The organism is Odoribacter splanchnicus DSM 20712 (genome assembly GCF_000190535.1).
Lineage (GTDB): Bacteria > Bacteroidota > Bacteroidia > Bacteroidales > Marinifilaceae > Odoribacter > Odoribacter splanchnicus.
Window position 1 is genome coordinate 1,880,482 of sequence record NC_015160.1, and the last position, 19,757, is coordinate 1,900,238.

General features: G+C 42.6%; 14 protein-coding genes and 2 pseudogenes. 1 reads left to right on the top strand and 15 read right to left on the bottom strand.

Going from position 1 to position 19,757, the window contains the following annotated elements:
* From ODOSP_RS07900 to ODOSP_RS07920, 5 genes are all read right to left on the bottom strand, one after another.
* Positions 1-1,581: a PKD-like family lipoprotein gene (locus ODOSP_RS07900; protein WP_013611821.1), complete on the bottom strand. Its 1,581-nt coding sequence runs from the start codon at positions 1,579-1,581 to the stop codon at positions 1-3.
* 14 nt (positions 1,582-1,595) lie between these two features.
* Positions 1,596-2,393 (bottom strand): DUF4843 domain-containing protein, encoded by a 798-nt coding sequence (locus ODOSP_RS07905; RefSeq protein ID WP_013611822.1) that lies wholly within the window; start codon positions 2,391-2,393, stop codon positions 1,596-1,598.
* Between the two features lie 6 nt (positions 2,394-2,399).
* Complete coding sequence (locus ODOSP_RS07910; RefSeq protein ID WP_013611823.1) at positions 2,400-3,860, bottom strand: RagB/SusD family nutrient uptake outer membrane protein; 1,461 nt, start codon at positions 3,858-3,860, stop codon at positions 2,400-2,402.
* A 17-nt stretch (positions 3,861-3,877) separates the two neighbouring features.
* On the bottom strand, positions 3,878-7,111 hold the full coding sequence (locus ODOSP_RS07915; protein ID WP_228026168.1) for a SusC/RagA family TonB-linked outer membrane protein: 3,234 nt from the start codon (positions 7,109-7,111) through the stop codon (positions 3,878-3,880).
* 192 nt (positions 7,112-7,303) lie between these two features.
* Complete coding sequence (locus ODOSP_RS07920) at positions 7,304-8,479, bottom strand: FecR domain-containing protein (protein WP_013611825.1); 1,176 nt, start codon at positions 8,477-8,479, stop codon at positions 7,304-7,306.
* 226 nt (positions 8,480-8,705) lie between these two features.
* Here ODOSP_RS07920 and ODOSP_RS07925 point away from each other — a divergent pair, with 226 nt between their 5' ends.
* A complete protein-coding gene (locus tag ODOSP_RS07925; protein WP_118113288.1) occupies positions 8,706-9,293 on the top strand; it encodes an RNA polymerase sigma factor in 588 nt (195 codons plus the stop codon).
* Between the two features lie 399 nt (positions 9,294-9,692).
* On the opposite strand, the gene ODOSP_RS07930 is transcribed toward ODOSP_RS07925, so the two are convergent.
* The 10 genes and pseudogenes from ODOSP_RS07930 to ODOSP_RS07970 form a co-directional block, all read right to left on the bottom strand.
* A complete protein-coding gene (locus ODOSP_RS07930; protein ID WP_013611827.1) occupies positions 9,693-11,051 on the bottom strand; it encodes a transposase in 1,359 nt (452 codons plus the stop codon).
* Between the two features lie 170 nt (positions 11,052-11,221).
* The gene (locus ODOSP_RS07935) at positions 11,222-12,271 is read right to left on the bottom strand and encodes an AI-2E family transporter (protein WP_013611828.1); all 1,050 of its coding nucleotides are present in this window, start codon (positions 12,269-12,271) and stop codon (positions 11,222-11,224) included.
* Positions 12,268-12,528 carry a DUF6582 domain-containing protein gene (locus ODOSP_RS07940; RefSeq protein WP_013611829.1) on the bottom strand — a complete coding sequence of 87 codons (261 nt, stop codon included), beginning with the start codon at positions 12,526-12,528 and terminating at the stop codon, positions 12,268-12,270. The genes ODOSP_RS07935 and ODOSP_RS07940 overlap by 4 nt, the downstream gene beginning before the upstream one ends.
* A 679-nt stretch (positions 12,529-13,207) precedes the next feature.
* A complete protein-coding gene (locus tag ODOSP_RS07945) occupies positions 13,208-14,131 on the bottom strand; it encodes an ISAs1 family transposase (protein ID WP_409365830.1) in 924 nt (307 codons plus the stop codon).
* A gap of 238 nt (positions 14,132-14,369) precedes the next feature.
* Positions 14,370-15,074: an NUDIX hydrolase gene (locus ODOSP_RS07950; protein WP_394800184.1), complete on the bottom strand. Its 705-nt coding sequence runs from the start codon at positions 15,072-15,074 to the stop codon at positions 14,370-14,372.
* 168 nt (positions 15,075-15,242) lie between these two features.
* The gene (locus ODOSP_RS20210) at positions 15,243-15,368 is read right to left on the bottom strand and encodes a discoidin domain-containing protein (RefSeq protein WP_147347810.1); all 126 of its coding nucleotides are present in this window, start codon (positions 15,366-15,368) and stop codon (positions 15,243-15,245) included.
* Positions 15,369-15,408: 40 nt separating this feature from the next.
* Positions 15,409-15,549, bottom strand: a pseudogene (locus ODOSP_RS20515) (beta-galactosidase); the annotation flags it as partial.
* A gap of 286 nt (positions 15,550-15,835) precedes the next feature.
* Positions 15,836-16,929 (bottom strand): annotated as a pseudogene (locus ODOSP_RS07960) (ISAs1 family transposase).
* 310 nt (positions 16,930-17,239) lie between these two features.
* Positions 17,240-18,100: a sigma-70 family RNA polymerase sigma factor gene (locus tag ODOSP_RS07965; protein ID WP_013611831.1), complete on the bottom strand. Its 861-nt coding sequence runs from the start codon at positions 18,098-18,100 to the stop codon at positions 17,240-17,242.
* Positions 18,101-18,199: 99 nt separating this feature from the next.
* On the bottom strand, positions 18,200-19,654 hold the full coding sequence (locus ODOSP_RS07970) for a Do family serine endopeptidase (RefSeq protein WP_013611832.1): 1,455 nt from the start codon (positions 19,652-19,654) through the stop codon (positions 18,200-18,202).
* Between the last annotated feature and the right edge of the window lie 103 nt (positions 19,655-19,757).

Sequence of the window (19,757 nt, forward strand, 5' to 3'; positions counted from 1 at the left end):
TTATCTTGCTTTGTAAGCGATATCTTTGACGATACCGAATCCGGTATACGTCTCGCCGAACTGCGTTAAATCTCCGGCAAATTCAGGGACATCATAGAAGCGTAAAATTCCTTCGCTACCGGCTTCCGCATCGGAATTAACGGAGCCTACCGCCAAACGATACTGACAATCAATGGCAACATCGGGATAATGAATACTATGTCCTAAGCCTAATCGCGGCAGCTTATTGAATTTAAGCATAGATACGCTGTTTTCGCCAGGCAGAATAAGAACCCGCCGGGCCGAACGAGTGGACATATCGTATAAATACACTTCATTGCCGCTATTATATATCAGGAACGGCAGAGTGGGGTGGAATGCGAAACAGGTTGCGTTCGCCAATCCCGGCGCTTTGGCAGCATCTATATCCATGTAGGTGCTCTGCACAGGCGAATCCTGATATTGTCCTGCTGTGATGCCATATATACTATATTGTCCCGCAGCATCTTTCAGCAAAGCGAACACCAGATTGCCGCCTCCCTGTCTCGTACCTGCCATGTAAACCATGTCCTTTCCCGTGTTCCAGTCGAAAAGTTTGGAACCGGTCTCGGGCTCTTTGGGATCGAATAAATACTTTGTTCCGTTAGGAATCGCAGCATATTGCAAAAAGTATTTAAACCTCCGGTTCGTCTTATCGTACAGGATTCCGTTGTAACCGTTTGACCATCCGACACCGATAAAGGGAGCCATTTTGTAGTTAGGTTCCCCGAACGGCTCGTCTACGTTAATTTTCACATCATATAAAGCCGAACTACTGCTCATTTTTTGATAAACATCTCCATCTGCGGTAATGACTATATAGCTGTAATTATTTTCCTCTCTCACAATAAAGTCATCTATGGAGCGTGCAAATACCGTACTTCTCGGGTCATTAAAATTACGGTTGAAATTGCCGTTATAAGACCATATACAAAAACTATTATCTTCCGTATATAAATTTAAATAAGGAGAATTAGCTGTGTACAGCATATTACTCTCCAAAAGGATCTGACAAGCGCCATGTGATTCCGGTAAAAAGTCCAGCAGATTTCTCGAAACAGCAATCCGGTCACCAACCTCACCGATCATATCTATTCTGACTTTACGTTCGCTGCCTTCCTCACATAATACGACCCACCCTTTGGTCGTGGAGGTCACCACGCTCAGTTTGAATTCAGCAGAAGTGACAATATTGGTCCGCAAATCCTTCACCTTGAACCAGACAGTATAATTACCGGGATCTATTTCTGCCAGAATATTCAGATCTTTCACCCTACTGGAATCCAACAGCCTTGGTTCCAGGAAATCACCTCCTACCGGTCTATCGTAATAATAAGAAAATTCATAATTGGGATCATCGGCGTTAATCACCCCATCAAATTTCGAGGTCACGGCCGGTGACAATACCAGATTTTCCGATTTATACAATGCAGACATCAGCTCTTCCGGAATGCCGGTAATGGTCAGTTCGTCAATCTCCCTGTAATCGTAATTTCCCTTATCATCGTAACAAGAGAACAGACCGAGGACGAGACATAACAGTAATATAACATTGTGTTTCATTATTCTTTCTTTTTTTATTCGTATGCACTATAATCAACTAAATAATCTGAGCCCAATTGCATCAATGAACCGTCGAGTTCCCGTACCGGATTACCTTCATCAGCCCTTTTTTGCAATTCCATACGTGTGAGCACACATACCGACGGAGACACGTAATAGAAATTTTTCTGTGAGAACTGGGAATACGTCCATCCCATAACGGATAGTATAAAATTTAATTTAGTATGGGAATACTCACCCCAATTTGTTTTATAAAAATCCCAACTAAACGGTTTTGCAAATACCAAAGAATAGCGAATGGTAATCCGTTGCACGTCGATGGTGTCATTACCTACTATGCGTTTCTTGATGTATGCCTTAAAGTACTGGTTTTCTTCCAGTCCTAAGGTGATGTAACGCACAATTCCGTCTTGCAGTTCTTCTGTTTTTTTGACGTTAACCGTTACATAAGCCAATGCTTCGCCTTTAGGCATAATAAATTCTTCGGGTAGGGTGAAATCTTTCCCTTCTTCAACGGTTCCCCCTATCGTTTTAACGACAAAAGGACGATCCTCTTCCGAAACGTTCCCGAACAATCGAACAGGAATTCTCACCTGTGCATATTCTCCCACCACGGAGGCCAAGGAGTTATCGCGAGTGGTATCGCTATAATTGTAAATAACCGAAGCCCCCTCACGGGTAGTACTTGTATAATAAGCAAAATAAATTCCCGAAGTGCTATCCGACTCTCCTTCATAGTAGATCGCTTCGTTTTCCCCACAGCCAGCGAGCAGCAAGGAATAACCAATGATAATAAATAATAGTTTTTTCATGATACTCTAATTTCTATATTTGATTTCACTATCCGGCAAATTCGGAACATACTTAGCATTACTCATTGTGATGTTGGTATTGGAGGAACCCGATTGAATTTTTGCAGTGTTTGTACGCTTATAGTAGAACCATAACTGTCCTTCACACAGAAACTCTTTGGAGTATTCTTTGGCCAATTCGCCCTCTAATCCTGTCGTCACCTGCACCTGATTACCCCTTCTCAGACGGTGTGCGTTCAGGTAATCGTATTGTGTCTGCTCTTCCGTGGCACATTCAGCAGCAATCAGATACATCTCGCTCACGCGAATCAACGGCATCAGCTTACCGTATACCAGGTCGGTGTCTGCAATTTTACGCAACCGCACATTCATCAGCAGATTCGTTTCTCCTATGCCATTGGAAGCTTCCCACCAATTATACCGATAGTCACTCAACGCATCATCGCCGAACAGGTTCTGTACTCGCTGAGCCGCCGGTATCAGTTTATTGGAAGAACTCGCATTAGAGGAGTTGAAATAGGTGTTGTACAAATCTTCCTTGTTTTCATTCAACAGAGAGAACAACACTTCCGATGAAAACGAACGGTCCGGATTGGAGTAGTCGGTAGCTGCAGCCCGTGTTACCGCCGGATATAAAGTTTCCGCTTCCGGATTTTCTATAATCATTTTAGCATATTTCAATGCCTCTGTCTTGTTGCCGGCCCAAAGATAAACCCTGGCTTTCAAAGCCACCACTGCATAATAATTGAGCCTTAATCCGCGAAAACGGTAAGTGTTCCCATCATTATCATGGTCATCATCATTGACAGCCATCAGCATCCCTTCACTCACTGCCGGATCCCAATTTTTCAAGATACTTTCCGCTTCTGCCAAATCCGTCAGTACTTTTTCGATCACCTCGTTGCCTGTCAGCATACCGGGAGCGGACACGGAAATCGTTTCTTTGTAAGGGATAGCTTTTGAATCAAGCTGGGTGGGTAGCGGCCCGAACATCCTCAACAAATCGAAATGCAGAAATCCTCTCAATGCCAAAGCTTCCGCTCTGATTAAATTATATTGTTTGTCATTCAATACTTCACCATGACGCACTTCGGCATTTTCCAAAATATTATTACATTCAAGGATCTGCTTATATGCTTCGTTCCAATAGCTCTCCAACCGGAGTTTTACCTGCTCTTGTGTAAAGGCGTACTGCGACAGATTGTAAAACGTTTCCTGATTTTGCGATACATTATAACGTTGTGCCATGACCTCCACGCCTTGTACAGTCAGGAAACCACCATAAAGATTGGAACTGAGCAATTCGGTATATACCCCGTTCAATGCCCCCCAGAATCCACTGACCTGAGAAAATACCCGGTCTTCTGCAATACGGTCCGACGGTTGGATGTCTAACCAGTTGTTGCAGGCCGTACACATCAGCAGTCCGACGACAATACTACTTGTTTGTTTGAATATATGTTTCATGATAATTCGATTAATGGTTAAAATGATGCGGAAACGGATAATGAGAAAGACCTCGCGAACGGATATTCCGTACCCCGTTCCGTCTTAATGGAGGAGATTTTGAATACATCGTTCATGTAAGCATTCACTCGCAAAGCCTTTAATCCGAACTTTGCTATCGCAGCCGAATCGAACTCATAGCCCACCCGGAAAGATTCCAGGGTCAAGGTATTGTCGTCCTCCACAAAACGAGACGACATCTGTGTCGAACCGGTCAGGTTGATGGCTTTGTATTTAGCACGGTCTCCCGGATTCTTCCAACGGTCATAAAAAGCCCGTTTATCCTGATTGTTGTTCAATCCGGCAGAAGTGATATTTTCCACTTTGTTGAACAACGAACTGTTAAACATCTGTCCGCCGCACCGGTATCTGAAATCGAAATTTACGCTGAATCCCTTATAAGTAAACGAACTACCGAAAACGCCCTCTATTTTCGGACGATCTGTTCCCACTTTCACCTCATCCGAAAAACTGAAATCGTATGTATACGAACCGTCTTTCTTGATGAAAATCTCCTGTCCCGTAGCGGGATCGATACCGGCAGAACGTACGGCCCACAAATCATCGGGACTGGCTCCATCATAATAACGCTTCAGATTAGTGTTTTGCCCCTCCTCGTTGAATTTGTCCAAAGAATTGCCGATGTTGTCATATTTAGACTTCTGTGTACGGAAGTTATACCGCAACGACCAAATGATTCTTTCGCTCGGACGATAGATGGGAGACACCGTCACCGAACCGTTAAAGCCATTCGAACGCTGTTCGCCGATATTGGTCAATACAGTAGTTACACCGACAGAAGCAGGCACGCTGATGGATGCCAGTACCGGATCGGTATTTTTGTCGTAATAATCCAATGTGAAGGACACCCTATTCTGAAGTAGCGTCACATCCACTCCGATATTCCTGTCCAGAGTCACCTGCCATTTCAGATCAGGGTTACCCAAAGCGTACAGGTTGATGGCCTGCTCGAAATAGTTCCGCTGGCGGTTGTTGAAATTGTACGTCGTGATGCTTTGATAGGATGCAAAACTTTGGTTTCCCGGATTACCGATAGAGGCCCGGATTTTGAGCATCTGAAACAGATCGGTATGATCGGCAATGAAAGATTCGTTGTGCAGGTTCCACGCCAAACCGAATGACCAGGTGTTCATATAACGATGGTTGCTCCCGAACACGGAAGAACCGTTCATACGCCAGGTCACATCCATCAAGTATTTGCTATTGTAGGCATAACCTCCGTTGAAATACACGCTCATCGACCGCGACTGGGAGTCGCCGTAAGAGGCCTTGCCGTTCTCCGGATAACTGTTGGCGAATGCAGGCGTATCGTACGCACCTTTGGGAAAACCAATAACCGAATATCCGTTTCTTTCTGACTGTGAATTAGAGAAACTGGCACCACCCACCACATTCAACCGGTGTCTTTCGGCGAATATCGTTCCGTAAATAGCGGAAAATTCTCCATCATAGTTAAAACTTTTGGTATTGGAATAGGTCAAAGATCCTTTCTTCAGTTCCTCGGTATCTTCAAACCGCGTATCCTCCGGCGAAATGAAGTCATCCGTCTCCGAGGTGGTTCTGGTTATCCCTATCCGCCCCCTCAATTTCAAAGATTGAAACGGATTATATTCAACCGCAAAATTATCCGTAATACCTAACGACCGCTTAAGCGAACGGCTGTTCAGGCTGGCATTCCACAGGGGATTAGGAGCTTCTATGTAATCTTCCACATACTCCAGCCATTTTTCCACCTGGCCATCCACCCGTTTTTCATAATAGGGATTGGCGGCAGCATAAGTAGAGAAATTTACCACGGGATCTCCTGAATTGGAAAGATTCACCGTCAGTTTATTGCTGAATTGCAGTTTTCCTTTACGATACAACAAGTCCAGATTACCACTGAACAGATTTTTCTTCGAATCCTTCATCACACCGGTCACGCCATTATAACTTAAACCAAAACCGTAACGCATGTGTTCATCCCCACCCTCTGCATATAGGTTGTGACGGTGGTTGAAACCCATCTGCAACGGTTCCGATAACCAGTAAGTATCCACCCCACGCGCAACTGAACGCAGGTGGTCGTTATGCAGTTGCTGGAGTTGCTCTCCTCCTGCGAAAGTCCCTCCCCAGGCACTGACTTTGTAACGGCCAGCGTATTCCTCAAACGCCACTTTTTCTTGGGCATTCATCAGGTTATAACTGGAAAGATCCGGCAATTGAAAATTGAAATTACCCGAATAGGTTACCCGCAATTTTCCCTGAGCCGGCGTTTTCGTTTCAACCACAACTACGCCGTTCGCAGCTTTGGAACCGTAAATCGCCGTTGAAGCGGCATCTTTCAGAATGGTAATAGAAGCTACCCGGTCCATGTCTAAATCTATAATCGTCTGAAGGGTAGTTTCGAAACCATCTAAAATGAACAGCGGTTGGTTGGGATCGGCTTCCAATTCCTCTTTCATCCCGATGATGCTTGTTTTGCCCCGGATTTCGATGTCAGGCAACCGGTTGGGGTCTGAGCCCCATTCATTACTCTCGACAATCGCAAATGCAGGATCAAGACTTTTCAAACTTTGCAGAATGTTTTGGTTTCCCACTTCTTTCAATTTTTCAGCCGTAAACGTAGAAGCAGATCCAGTGAAATCGCTCCTTTTTCTTTCATAAATACCTGTCACAACCACTTCATCCATGGCTGCCACTTCCTCCTCCATGACCACGTTTATCGTATCTTTGCCCGTATACACCACTTCGCGGGTTTTCATCCCGATGAAAGAAAACAGTAAAGACAGATTTTTAATCTCCGGTATATTTAACCGGTATCGTCCCTCCTGGTCCGTTGCCGTACCTAAGTTCGATCCCTTTACAATTACCGTTACCCCCGGAAGAGGCACTTTATTCTTATCAGTCACCTGACCGACAATATTCAAGACATTCTTTTTTTCTTCCGGAACTACTTTCAACACAATGAATTCATCCATAATCTCGTAAGTCAATCGAGTCCCTGTTAAAATTTTATCCAATACGGTTCTCAAATCCGACTCTATAAATCCAGCCTCGACAGTCCTGTGCTTATCCAGTTCATTATTACTATATACCACCGTTAAACCGGTCTGTTTCTTGATCTGATTAAACAATTCCCAATAAGTTACAGTTCCTGCCCCGATAGTAATTTTAGCCTGAGCCCCTACATCCGCGACTGCCAGATGCATACTAACCAATAATAAAAACACGCTTAACTTGATAAGCTTTAAAAATCTTCGTAGCCCAAAATTACGTACAAAGAGCCACCTCATTCGCTTTTTTTTCATACCTTTGTAAATAAGTTAATATTAGTTAACGAACTCCTATCTCGGATCGTGCGTCACCACTATCCGGGATTTTTTATTTGTTGTCACATGAGTCTATTTCTTCGAAGAAACTGTCACTCTGTTTTCTTTCAAACTAAATGTCACATCGGTTGTTTTAGAAATCATATCCAGCACATAATCCAATGTCCTATACTTCGTCATAGCACCAGAGAAACGCAATTTTTTGACTGCTTCATCACTAAAAACAAACGTCACTCCATACCAACGGGACAACTTCACAGTCAACTCCTCCAAAGACATGTCTTCAAAGTTAAATCGTCCCGCCTTCCAATCCACTATCGCCGCCACATCGCCTTTCCGGACAATCGTTTCTCCACTTTCCCGATTTAAAGTCGCAATCTCCCCGGGAACAAGTACATAAACTTTATCCTTTACATCAAAACTCACCTTTCCCCGTAATAAAGCGACCTCTGTTTGTCGGTCTTCCCGATAAGCCGACACGTTGAATGCCGTTCCCAATACGTGTACTTTTGTTTCTCCCGCCAACACGTAAAACGGTTTCCGCGAATCAGAAGTCACCTCGAAATAGGCTTCTCCCTTTAATTTTACTTCACGGATATCCTCGCCGAACCGATTCGGGAATTCCAATTCCGAATCCGAATTTATCCAGACTTTCGTACCGTCGCTCAATATGACGAAATACTCTCCTTTTTCAGGTACGATAACCGAACTTTTCCCTATTTCTTCTTCTGCTCCTTCTCTATCTTCAAACCGCAAGCCACCCGTTGAATCCTGAATTACCTTAACTCCAAAGACATCCGCTACCTGGCGACTTTCTCCCTCCTTCAATTCAATCGGTTCCCCCGCATTCATCACCAGAATGGCCTTCGGCGAACCGGACTCTATCTTTACTACTTCCGCAACCGGAATAAACTTTTCTGTCGGCGCCTGTCGGATTTGCCATGCAAAAAATACTCCTATCAAAACGATAATTATAGCCACTATACGCATCCCCCACAAATACAACCGTTCCTTACGATTCACAAGGGCCGGAGTAATACGTTCCCACACCCGTTCCTGTGTCCGGTCTAACCGCCGCCATTTTCCCGCAGCCGATACCCGCATTTCCGTTTGAAGTATCTTTCGGAACTGCCTGAGGTGTTCCGGCGAAGCCTCTAACCACTTTATCAGTGCAACCCGATCTTCTCCGGAAAGATCTCCCCGCACATATCGGTCAGCCCACTCATCTGTTTCATTCCATGTTTCCATAATTCACTATCTTTTATATATAGAAAACAAAAAAGAAAATCGGGTGAATCAAAAAAAATTTTTTTTCACAGAAAATAACTGAAACCCGGTTTACATGGTATTCGACTCACATAACCGATTCATACAAAATCGCCCCGCCGCTAATCCTACCACTGGAATTTGGAATAAAGATGTATATAAATACCCAAATAAATTTGTAATTTTGTCTGCGATGTGGCGATCAAAGATGGAAAAAACGAAAAATAGAGCAGGAAAAAAGGAAAGATTCGAGCATATTTATAAAGAATACTCGAAACCGATGTACCTGTATGCTCTTAGTTTTTTGGTCTCGGAGGAAGAAGCGGAGGATGCGATTCAGGAAGTGTTTATTAACTTCTGGAAAGACGATACATACCAGAAAATCCAGAATGAAGTAACGAAGACTTACCTGTTCCGATCGGTAAAAAATAACTGTTTGAACCGGCTGAAAAAGAAAGATGTGTTGCGAGACCGCTTAGATTTGTTCCGGGAGGATGTCGCAGAGGAGGAAATGATGATGTGGAATGACACGTTGATCCAAGAAGTGGGAACTGCAATTGAGGAAATGCCTGAACAGACCCGAGAAATTATTCAAGGTGTATTTTTTCGGGAGATGAAATATCAGGAGGTTGCAGACTATCTGGGTATATCTATAAATACAGTGAAGACGTTGTTAAAGAACGGTATGCGTCACCTTCGGGAACGCTTTGCCGAGCGAGTGGATCTATTCCTTATTATTGTTTTAATAAAAAAAGTAGGTATACAAAGGAAGGAAAAGGAAAGTTTTATTGAATGAGAGGCCAGCCTACCCTATCGGAGTAGATATAGCCATTTTGACCGAAAAAAACAGGCGATTTTTAGTTTTTCGATCGAATGAAAAACAAGAAAGGTGTGAGAAAAATAGGAGGAACAAAAAAGAATTTGCACTTGTGCTTTCATTTAGTCGTAACACACTGATTTTTCAGATTACATTTTATAATACAAGGGGTGTACGTTCCCAAAAGTCAACATAATTAGGGATATTCAGTAAATGTCCCTATAAAATACAATGGCATATGAAGATGCCCCAGTATAATCACTTCATATGTCATTTTTATTGTCATTTTTCTGTATTTTCCCATATACTCTTATAGGCAGGACATGACGTTCCAGAAGAAGTCTGACGACCTCTTCTGATTTTTTCGTTAAAATCATATCATGCTGCTTTCAGCGCTCTGTTCCTGACCTTATCTATCATCAGTATGGCATTTGCCGTATGTATTCCAAAGAAAATCCAAAGGATTTCCGTTTTCCTGTTCCGTGCCTTTATCCTTGAGAGTGAGTAATGTTGCTTTTGAGTGCCGAAGCTGCCTTCAAGCCTGGTGGCCCTTTCTTTGGAGAGTTCACTTCTGAGAACCTTTCTCAAGGATTCATCCCTGGCCGCCCTTCCCTTGCGTACAAAGGATGTTGATATTCCATATTTTGTACAGAACTTTCTGTTGGCATTATTGGCATATATGGAATCGGCAGCCACGCATCTTACCCTCACATTCATGAGCTTCTGCTGCATGCGGATACAGTCCTTCAGGCGTATACCTTCGTTGAAAGCCTTGAACGAAAGATGTTCGATGAACGATATGCCGTCTATCTGTATGTTGTTGACCTTCGCACCGAACTCGACGGACTTTGTTTCCTTGCCTCTTACAATGGGACGTACATAATGACGGTCAATGCTGACGATGCGGTCCCTGACCTTCTTCCCTACAAACATTTCCTTTTCCTGTACAAGAACCTTTCTGATGATGGAAAGACGTTTCTGGTAATCCTGGGTATAGCGGAGTAAGGTTCCGTACTCTCGATGAATCTCATCCCTCTGTATGAGGAGCTTTTCAAGAAGCCTGATCATACGACGCCTGAGCATTTTTGTCCTCGAAGCCTTCCTTTTTCTTTTCTTGCAGTAGGACAGATAGGACTCCGCTACATTCCTGTATTTGTTGCGGGGACGTCTTATGCCAGGTTCCACACAATGCCTGCAGATATATCTATAGAGCCATTCAAGGCTTTCCCAAAGGAGTTTCATGTCAGTAGGATAACGCATATGGCTTTCATAGCATGTGGCATCGGTCATACAGATGTGAAGGCTGTCAAGATAGGGTTTCCAGTGTGAAGCCAGCACTTCCTGGAGGGAATCAATATCAAGACGGGACGCTATCTCATTGCGGATAGCACTGACTATCTTGTAGTTGGTTATGGGGAAGGACGGATTTATCATAATCCCGCAGAACATCTGGTAGTGTATGTTTCCGTTAAGATGTTCCACCAGCTGCCTGTCAGAGAATCCGGTGTATGCCTTCAGGACCATGAGGGCGATCTTAGCCGAAGGACTGAAGATGTTCCTGCGTCCCAGTCGCTGTTCCGACAGACCCATAGTCTTTGCCATACGCTCAAACGGAAAAACCGAATGAAGTCTGCCAAGCTCACTCTCATGAAAACTCTTGCGATATTTTTCTATAATATCAAATTCTGTAAAGCCCAAAGTAGGGTGAATTTCCGAAATATTTTGTATCTTAGCCATATCTTAGTTGGGGAATTTCCCCCGTTTTGGCTTCCAAACCTTATTTTCGGGGGAATACCTAAAGATACAAAAAAGCCAACTAATTCGCAATATTTTATGTATGAATTAGTTGGCTAATTTTATACTATTTACTGAATGTCCCTAATTAGTCAAAAGTATTTAGCGGCAGACTAAGTCCGGCCTCCGGTACGACCGGTCAAACGTTTCTGACCTTGAGGCTCTTCGAGATATTCGGCCTTAAAAATCTGAACACATAAGACAAAGATAGAAAGCAACAAAGGTCCGAAAATAATCCCCATAAAACCAAATAAGGATAAGCCGATAACCACCCCGAAAATGGTAATCAAAGGATGTGTATCCGCCATTTTCCGCTGCAAAACCGAACGGATCAGATTATCGACATTCGCTACGATTACAATACAATAGACCGATAAACCCAAAGCCGTCCACCAATGTCCGGTAGCTCCGATGTACAGAGCCAACGGAATCCATACGATAGCCACGCCGATCACCGGGATAACCGTAGCGAAACAGGACACGACTCCCCACAGAATCACTTCAGGTGCACCGAAAATATAATACCCCAACATAGCAATTCCCCCTTGAATGATGGCTAATAAAGGTACTCCGATAGCATTGGATTTTACCACCATATGAAATTCGTGCAGTACATCCCGCTTATTCCTCTGGTTAAAAGGTAAAATATCGATAATATAGTCCTCCATTTTCCGTCCGCCCACCAACATAAAATATAACACCAATATCAATACCAATACGTTGATAATAAAGTTACTGATACTCCCCATCAAGATTTGGCCGACTTTAGGCAGTACCGATAATAAAGCACCGATATTCCCTTTACTCAAAACATCGTATCCGGTCTTTTCCTGAACAAGCTTAGAAACATGCCCGATGGGCTCCATCAAACTTTTAGGATCGAGATTGATCGCCTGCAATTTACTGATTAAAAGCCAGACGACCAGAGATATCGGAATCAGAAAAATCAGAATAGTCTCGATTAACATGAGGGTAGCCATCAGGCTTTTTTTCATATGTTTCTTTTCTATCAGATAGAGCATCTGATTGCGAAGCAGAATATAGATGGTCGCTGCCCCCAGCAGTCCGCCTAAAAAAGGAGTAGCCTTGAAAAAGATCACCACTCCCATCACCAGGATAATGGTAATGAGGGAATACTTCCAATACTGTTCTTTTGTACTCATCTTCCACTTTTCTCTTGGTCCCATTCGAGAATAGTCGGACTTTGAATATTTACTCCGAATTTCCGGGCTTTCATCAAGATCCGGCGTGCCAGCTCTTCTTTTTTATCTTCAGGAGCATACCTGAAATAGGCTTCAGCTGCCCGGACATGCGGCGCATCGGGCATTGGAAATTCGCGGGTTTCGGGAATACCGAAATCTTCGTCTTTCAATTCGCATCGTTCTTCTGTGTTCAGTTTATCGGCAATCTGTCCTTTCATAGCAAACTTTTTTCAATTACAGAGGTTCTAAGGTTGCAAGACACACAGGTATTCAGAAAATAAACCTGACCGTTGCAACTTTCAAATTGTACGTTCGATGAGTTTAGAAAGTTATCGAATTGCAGGAACCTGCGAGCACTTTTTTTACCGTCGCAGATGTACCCCATCACAATTGAGAAGCTGAAGGATTTCACCGATCAGGAAGATCGTGATCCGACACTTATCAAGCACGAAGAGAGGCCGATCGTTTTCTGATTTTACCGGAAAATATCGTCAGCGCAGCTTGTTACGGTTAATTAGTTCATAAAGTCCATCGACTTTATAAACATTTACTAATGAATCAGCTGTTTTTCCTATTTAAAAACATGAAGTACAAAAATATGAATTATTCTCATTTTTAAACTATATAGACTTTATAACCAGGGCAACCGCACCAAAATTTCTATTAAAATATGTTTTGTGGCATAAATCATTAAAATATTTCAAAAAAAGTTGTGTAATTGGGGAATAAAGGTAATCTTGCAGATAGAAAAGTCTTAACATATGAAAATAGAACCTTAACAACTGGATTTTTTACGTGAAGATTTTGCAAACCAAAGTCTCTTGACTATGATTCGTGAGATCTTATAAGAGGTCTCTTTCCATAAAGAGGCCTCTTTTTATGATTTAGAAAATCAGATTAGTATCCCAATAATTTTCTTAAATAGTTAATATCCAAGGCTGCTTTGTAAAGTCTTCTTTTTAGACTCAGTTTGTCTTTTTGTTCTGATACGATATGTAAAGCTACTTTTCTAAGCACTGACAAGTTTTGCGAGGAGTATCCTTTCCTTGCCCTGCAATTATCCTCTTTAAAAGTAACATCCAGGTGCCAATGAAGTTGGTTTTCAATGCTCCGGTGTCCCCTTATCAGCTTTTGAAAGTAAGACGCGCTTAATCCGATCTCATCACTGATATAATATCTGGTTTCATAGGTTGTCTTCCCGTTTATTTCCCGACTTGACTCTATTTTTATAATCGTGCCCGGTCCCCTCCAGGATCGAATAGTTTCCGCAAGCAGATATTCCCTTGCAGGAAGAATGCAGCACTTCCTGACCTCTATCCTTCCATGATCTTTATCTACGCTCGTATCTTTATCAAGGCCGCCGTTTACTTTAAATGCACATTCAATATCTTCATACAGAGATTTCTGATTGCCCTTTACCGACAACAAATAATGGCCTTTCTTATCAAGTATTAAGTCAACGATCTCTCGCTGTGTCCCCATGGCATCTATGGAGACAATCGCCTCTTCAATGTCAATCTCCGACAAGACAGCAGGGATGGCTGTTATCTCATTAGACTGGTCTTCTACCTTTCCTTGAGAGATACAGAACCTATTCTCGATTACCCAAGCATTCAGGATATACAGACCTTTATTTCCTGTGGAAGTCGGAGATGTCCCACCTTGTTTCTTTCCATCTATAACAATCTGCTTTTCTGATAAATCAGACAGGATTGATTTACCATAACTGCGAAGACAATGTTCCAATTCTGATGGTTCAATACGCTGGAATACACGCTCAAACGTATCTTCCGATGGTACACCGTTTGGTAGAGAAAGCAAAATCATTCAACATTTCTCCACGCTCTAAAGCAAACAGACGCATATCTTCATAATACTGTTCCGCCTGTCAGATAAGTACACAAACCTATCATTAATATATCTGACAACAAAGGTAGACAGCGACCTGTTACACGAGGATCTGTCACTTCTGAAAAATAATTAGAGGTATTCATTTTGCAATGATAAACTTTTTAGAGGAATTTTGGTGCGGTCGCCCTGCTTTATAACTCTAATAATATCAAATATTAAAAAAGTTCTGGTTATATCCATTCTCGAGCATACTATTGTATTTTTCTTCGTCGAAAGAGTAGAGATAAGCTCCTTTTTTCGAAGTAGAGTAGTCCTTTTTACCCGTATTGATCAGGATATTCATGCTATGGATCTTCTTCCGGAAATTACGTTTGTCGATTTCACATCCGAAAATCGCCTCGTAAAGCATCTGTAAAGAAGGAAGCGTAAACTCCTGAGGTAACAGGTTGAAACCTACCGGACAATTGGTCGCCCGTCTCCTCAAACGCCCCAAAGCTTTCGTAACCATCTGGTTGTGATCGAAGATCAGAGGAGGCACTTGTTCCAACAGTACCCATGCTGCATTATATGAACTCACCGCCTCTTTATCATAATTACGGATATCCATCAAAGCAAAATAAGCGGCAGAAACGACACGGGCTCCAGGATCACACCCCACATCACTGAATGTCATCAATTGCTCCATATAAACTTTTTCCAAGCCGGTGCAATCCCTCAATACCCGTTCCGCCGCCTGGTCCAGATTCTCATCCGCCCGCAAAAAACCTCCCATCAGAGACCATTCTCCCTTACAAGGTTCAAAATTCCGCTTTAATAACAACAACTTTAATCCTTCCTCATCGAAACCAAAAATAATACAATCTACAGCGACTTTGAAATCAGCCTCTTGTTCATAATACCTTATACTTTCCACCTCGTAAAATTTTTTTACAAAACAAGCAAAAAAATAATTATAAGGCAAATTTTTTCTACAGTTAAAAGTATAAGATACACTTAAGCTTCTATTTCTCGTATACCGATTCGCGCATCTTTGCATTTTCTTTTGTAGCAGCCCGATTGCCGACAAAATGAAAATATCGCTTTAATATTTAAACGGTTCGGTTTTCACAAAAATCCGATAGTCTTTGATCATCCCCGGCAGGTTCGCTTCTGCCCGCGGCAGATAACGGAAACCGGTCACTTCAGTCACCTCTCCCAGATCGGTCACAATCTGGTGGAGATGCTTCGGTTACTGCCCACTATAAGCGGTGTGCCATATAAAGACTAAACGAAATATTCCGGTCCAGCATAGCTTTCATTCCTTCTACCAAAGCTTCCGTACTCCAGGTTTCGTGGGGACATCCCCAATGGTCGAACCAACCGGGCCAAAATTCGCTACACATCAGAGGGGGACTTTTGGAAACACAATCCCAACACAGGGCAACCGCACCAAAATTTCTATTAAAATATGTTTTGTGGCATAAATCATTAAAATATTTCAAAAAAAGTTGTGTAATTGGGGAATAAAGGTAATCTTGCAGATAGAAAAGTCTTAACATATGAAAATAGAACCTTAACGACTGGATTTTTTACGTGAAGATTTTGCAAACCAAAGTCTCTTGACTATGATTCGTGAGATCTTATAAGAGGTCTCTTTCCATAAAGAGGCCTCTTTTTATGATTTAGAAAATCAGATTAGTATCCCAATAATTTTCTTAAATAGTTAATATCCAAGGCTGCTTTGTAAAGTCTTCTTTTTAGACTCAGTTTGTCTTTTTGTTCTGATACGATATGTAAAGCTACTTTTCTAAGCACTGACAAGTTTTGCGAGGAGTATCCTTTCCTTGCCCTGCAATTATCCTCTTTAAAAGTAACATCCAGGTGCCAATGAAGTTGGTTTTCAATGCTCCGGTGTCCCCTTATCAGCTTTTGAAAGTAAGACGCGCTTAATCCGATCTCATCACTGATATAATATCTGGTTTCATAGGTTGTCTTCCCGTTTATTTCCCGACTTGACTCTATTTTATAATCGTGCCCGGTCCCCTCCAGGATCGAATAGTTTCCGCAAGCAGATATTCCCTTGCAGGAAGAATGCAGCACTTCCTGACCTCTATCCTTCCATGATCTTTATCTACGCTCGTATCTTTATCAAGGCCGCCGTTTACTTTAAATGCACATTCAATATCTTCATACAGAGATTTCTGATTGCCCTTTACCGACAACAAATAATGGCCTTTCTTATCAAGTATTAAGTCAATGATCTCTCGCTGTGTCCCCATGGCATCTATGGAGACAATCGCCTCTTCAATGTCAATCTCCGACAAGACAGCAGGGATGGCTGTTATCTCATTAGACTTGTCTTCTACCTTTCCTTGAGAGATACAGAACCTATTCTCGATTACCCAAGCATTCAGGATATACAGACCTTTATTTCCTGTGGAAGTCGGAGATGTCCCACCTTGTTTCTTTCCATCTATAACAATCTGCTTTTCTGATAAATCAGACAGGATTGATTTACCATAACTGCGAAGACAATGTTCCAATTCTGATGGTTCAATACGCTGGAATACACGCTCAAACGTATCTTCTGATGGTACACCGTTTGGTAGAGAAAGCAAATCATTCAACATTTCTCCACGCTCTAAAGCAAACAGACGCATATCTTCATAATCTGTTCCGCCTGTCAGATAAGTACACAAACCTATCATTAATATATCTGACAACAAAGGTAGACAGCGACCTGTTACACGAGGATCTGTCACTTCTGAAAAATAATTAGAGGTATTCATTTTGCAATGATAAACTTTTTAGAGGAATTTTGGTGCGGTCGCCCTGATTGTAGACTAAAGTGTGTCAAGTAAATAAAATAATTAACTTTACAGACACACTTTAGTCTACAATCTCGTCTGTAACCGGCCGATCGAAGTATTTTCAATGCCGGTTAGGAATATCATTCCGAGCTAAATCTTTTATCTGCACCAGGGGGAGAAATCCTTCCAATACGCTAAACAGGAAGGGCAGATCGGATCAGGACCGAAAGGACCCGGCCTCTTTGAGTATCAATATATAAGCGAAAAAACGCCCCGAAGGGCGTTTTCATTATCCTAAGTATGTTTTCAACAATTTACTTCTTGAAGAGTGTCTTAAACGACGAATGGCCTTCTCTTTAATCTGCCGCACCCTTTCACGGGTCAGACCGAACTTCTCGCCGATCTCTTCCAAAGTCATTTCCTGGGTATTGATCCCGAAGAATAATTTGATAATATCCCTTTCCCTTTCGGTCAAAGTAGACAAAGCTCTTTCTACTTCGGTAGAAAGCGATTCGTTGATCAACGTACGGTCAGCGATAGGCGAATCGTCATTTACCAATACATCCAGCAAACTATTATCTTCTCCCTCGACGAAAGGAGCATCCACTGAAATATGACGTCCGGATACCCTTAACGTATCGGCCACTTTTTCTGCGGGCAAATCCAATGAATCAGCCAATTCTTCAGGCGAAGGACGACGTTCGTTCTCTTGTTCGAAACGCGAAAAAGCCTTGTTGATTTTATTCAATGAACCAACCTGATTCAAAGGCAAACGAACAATACGCGACTGTTCTGCCAAAGCCTGCAGGATAGACTGACGAATCCACCACACTGCATAAGATATAAACTTAAACCCACGGGTTTCGTCGAATTTTTCTGCAGCTTTGATCAAACCGAGGTTCCCCTCGTTTATCAAGTCCGGCAAGCTCAAGCCTTGATTCTGATACTGCTTGGCCACAGACACTACAAACCGCAGATTCGCCCTCGTCAATTTCTCCAGTGCTTTCTGGTCTCCCTTCCGGATCCGCTGAGCCAGCTCAACTTCTTCTTCAACGGTTATCAGATCCTCTTTACCAATTTCCTGCAAATACTTATCCAGAGATGCACTTTCCCTGTTGGTTATTGATTTTGTGATTTTTAGTTGTCTCATACTATCTTTTATATACCACTGCAAACGTCCTGCAAAGGTATGGTTTTTTATTCATTAAGCAATTTGTAAAATTGTCCAATCTTAGTAGATTAACATTTTTTAATCCAGCAGCGAAAAAGCGAAATATTCAACTCTTCCCCTCGGACTCACTGCAGTAACGAAAACTCCCTCATCTCCGGCTGCTTTCAGAGCCCTCTCCAAATCCTCGCTATCGTAGATGACCATGTCGTTAATTTTAACAATAATATAACCTTCGGTCAACCCAGCTGATTTTAATTTACCATTTTTCAAATCGGTAATCTTAACCCCTTTATTCAGCCGATAGCGATAACGTTCTGCCTGCGTCAAGGGTTGCACCTCAGCTCCCAAAATTCCGGAACCGGTCTTCAGGCTGACATCTCCATAACTATTTTGCAAAACAACATCTGCAACCTTCTCTTTTCCATCCCGGCTCAAAGTCATCTGAACCGTATTCCCGGGGGTATATTGGGCCAACTGTTCCTGCAACTGTGCAAAAGTCTTCGCTTCATAGCCATTCAACTGCAAAATAACATCCCCGACTTTCACTCCGGCCTTTTCAGCAGCTCCACCCGGAATCACTTCCGCCACATAAATACCCGATTGCTCTTTCAACTTGTATTCTTTCGCTAAGGCCGGAGTCAATTCCTGCATCTTGATACCGATCATTGCCCGCTGTACCTTACCGTATTCTTTCAGGTCACTGACCACTTTACGTGCTACATTCACCGGCACTGCAAACGAATATCCCGAATAGCTCCCGGTAGGTGACTGAATAGCCGTATTGATACCGATCAACTCTCCTTTCGCATTCACCAAGGCACCACCGCTATTTCCGGGATTCACCGCAGCATCCGTTTGTAAGAAAGATTCCAGGTTCATTTTTCCCCCCAGCTGACGAGCCTTGGCACTGATGATTCCTGCCGTAACCGTAGAAGTCAGATTGTAAGGATTACCGACAGCCAGTACCCATTCTCCTAAAACCACATCATCCGAATTACCGTATTCGATAGGCTGTAAACCGTTCGCATCGATTTTCAACAGGGCTATATCCGTATCGGGATCGGTTCCGATTACCTTTGCTTCGAATTCACGCTTATCGTTCAAAGTAACCATCACCTTATCACTCCGGTCGATCACGTGATTATTGGTAATGATATAACCATCTTCCGTAATGATCACTCCCGATCCGATTCCCATATTCCGGGGCACTTCACGCATCTGGGGTTGTACTCCTCCAAACCAAAATTCCAAAGGATTTCCATAATACTCCTTTCTCATCTGTACGGTCATCACATTGACCACAGCAGGTACTGTCTTTTTGGCAGCCATTCGCAGGTCTACCGGCCCAGCACTGTCATTAAGTACGTCATTTTCAGATTTATGAACGACAGGACGCACAGCGCCCGGACCTACAATTTGGTGTTGCAGGGTAGGTTGTATGGTTTTCGAACCGAAATTATCAGCTATAAAATAAGCAATCAGGCCGCCTGCAAGCCCTAACACCAACGGAATAATAAACTTTGTTATTTTCATATTCTCTTCCTGATTAAATTGTTACAATTTCCAATTATCTTTGTCGTTTACAATAGTAACAATATCTTTGCCAAGTGTTTATTAATAATTTCTTAATTAGCAA

What these genes read in the sequence shown, in the direction of transcription:
- ODOSP_RS07900 (WP_013611821.1), bottom strand. Translation starts at nt 1,581, where the DNA reads ATGAAACACAATGTTATATTACTGTTATGTCTCGTCCTCGGTCTGTTC.
- ODOSP_RS07905 (WP_013611822.1), bottom strand. Translation starts at nt 2,393, where the DNA reads ATGAAAAAACTATTATTTATTATCATTGGTTATTCCTTGCTGCTCGCT.
- ODOSP_RS07910 (WP_013611823.1), bottom strand. Translation starts at nt 3,860, where the DNA reads ATGAAACATATATTCAAACAAACAAGTAGTATTGTCGTCGGACTGCTG.
- ODOSP_RS07915 (WP_228026168.1), bottom strand. Translation starts at nt 7,111, where the DNA reads ATGCATCTGGCAGTCGCGGATGTAGGGGCTCAGGCTAAAATTACTATC.
- ODOSP_RS07920 (WP_013611825.1), bottom strand. Translation starts at nt 8,479, where the DNA reads ATGGAAACATGGAATGAAACAGATGAGTGGGCTGACCGATATGTGCGG.
- ODOSP_RS07925 (WP_118113288.1), top strand. Translation starts at nt 8,706, where the DNA reads ATGGAAAAAACGAAAAATAGAGCAGGAAAAAAGGAAAGATTCGAGCAT.
- ODOSP_RS07930 (WP_013611827.1), bottom strand. Translation starts at nt 11,051, where the DNA reads ATGGCTAAGATACAAAATATTTCGGAAATTCACCCTACTTTGGGCTTT.
- ODOSP_RS07935 (WP_013611828.1), bottom strand. Translation starts at nt 12,271, where the DNA reads ATGAGTACAAAAGAACAGTATTGGAAGTATTCCCTCATTACCATTATC.
- ODOSP_RS07940 (WP_013611829.1), bottom strand. Translation starts at nt 12,528, where the DNA reads ATGAAAGGACAGATTGCCGATAAACTGAACACAGAAGAACGATGCGAA.
- ODOSP_RS07965 (WP_013611831.1), bottom strand. Translation starts at nt 18,100, where the DNA reads ATGAGACAACTAAAAATCACAAAATCAATAACCAACAGGGAAAGTGCA.
- ODOSP_RS07970 (WP_013611832.1), bottom strand. Translation starts at nt 19,654, where the DNA reads ATGAAAATAACAAAGTTTATTATTCCGTTGGTGTTAGGGCTTGCAGGC.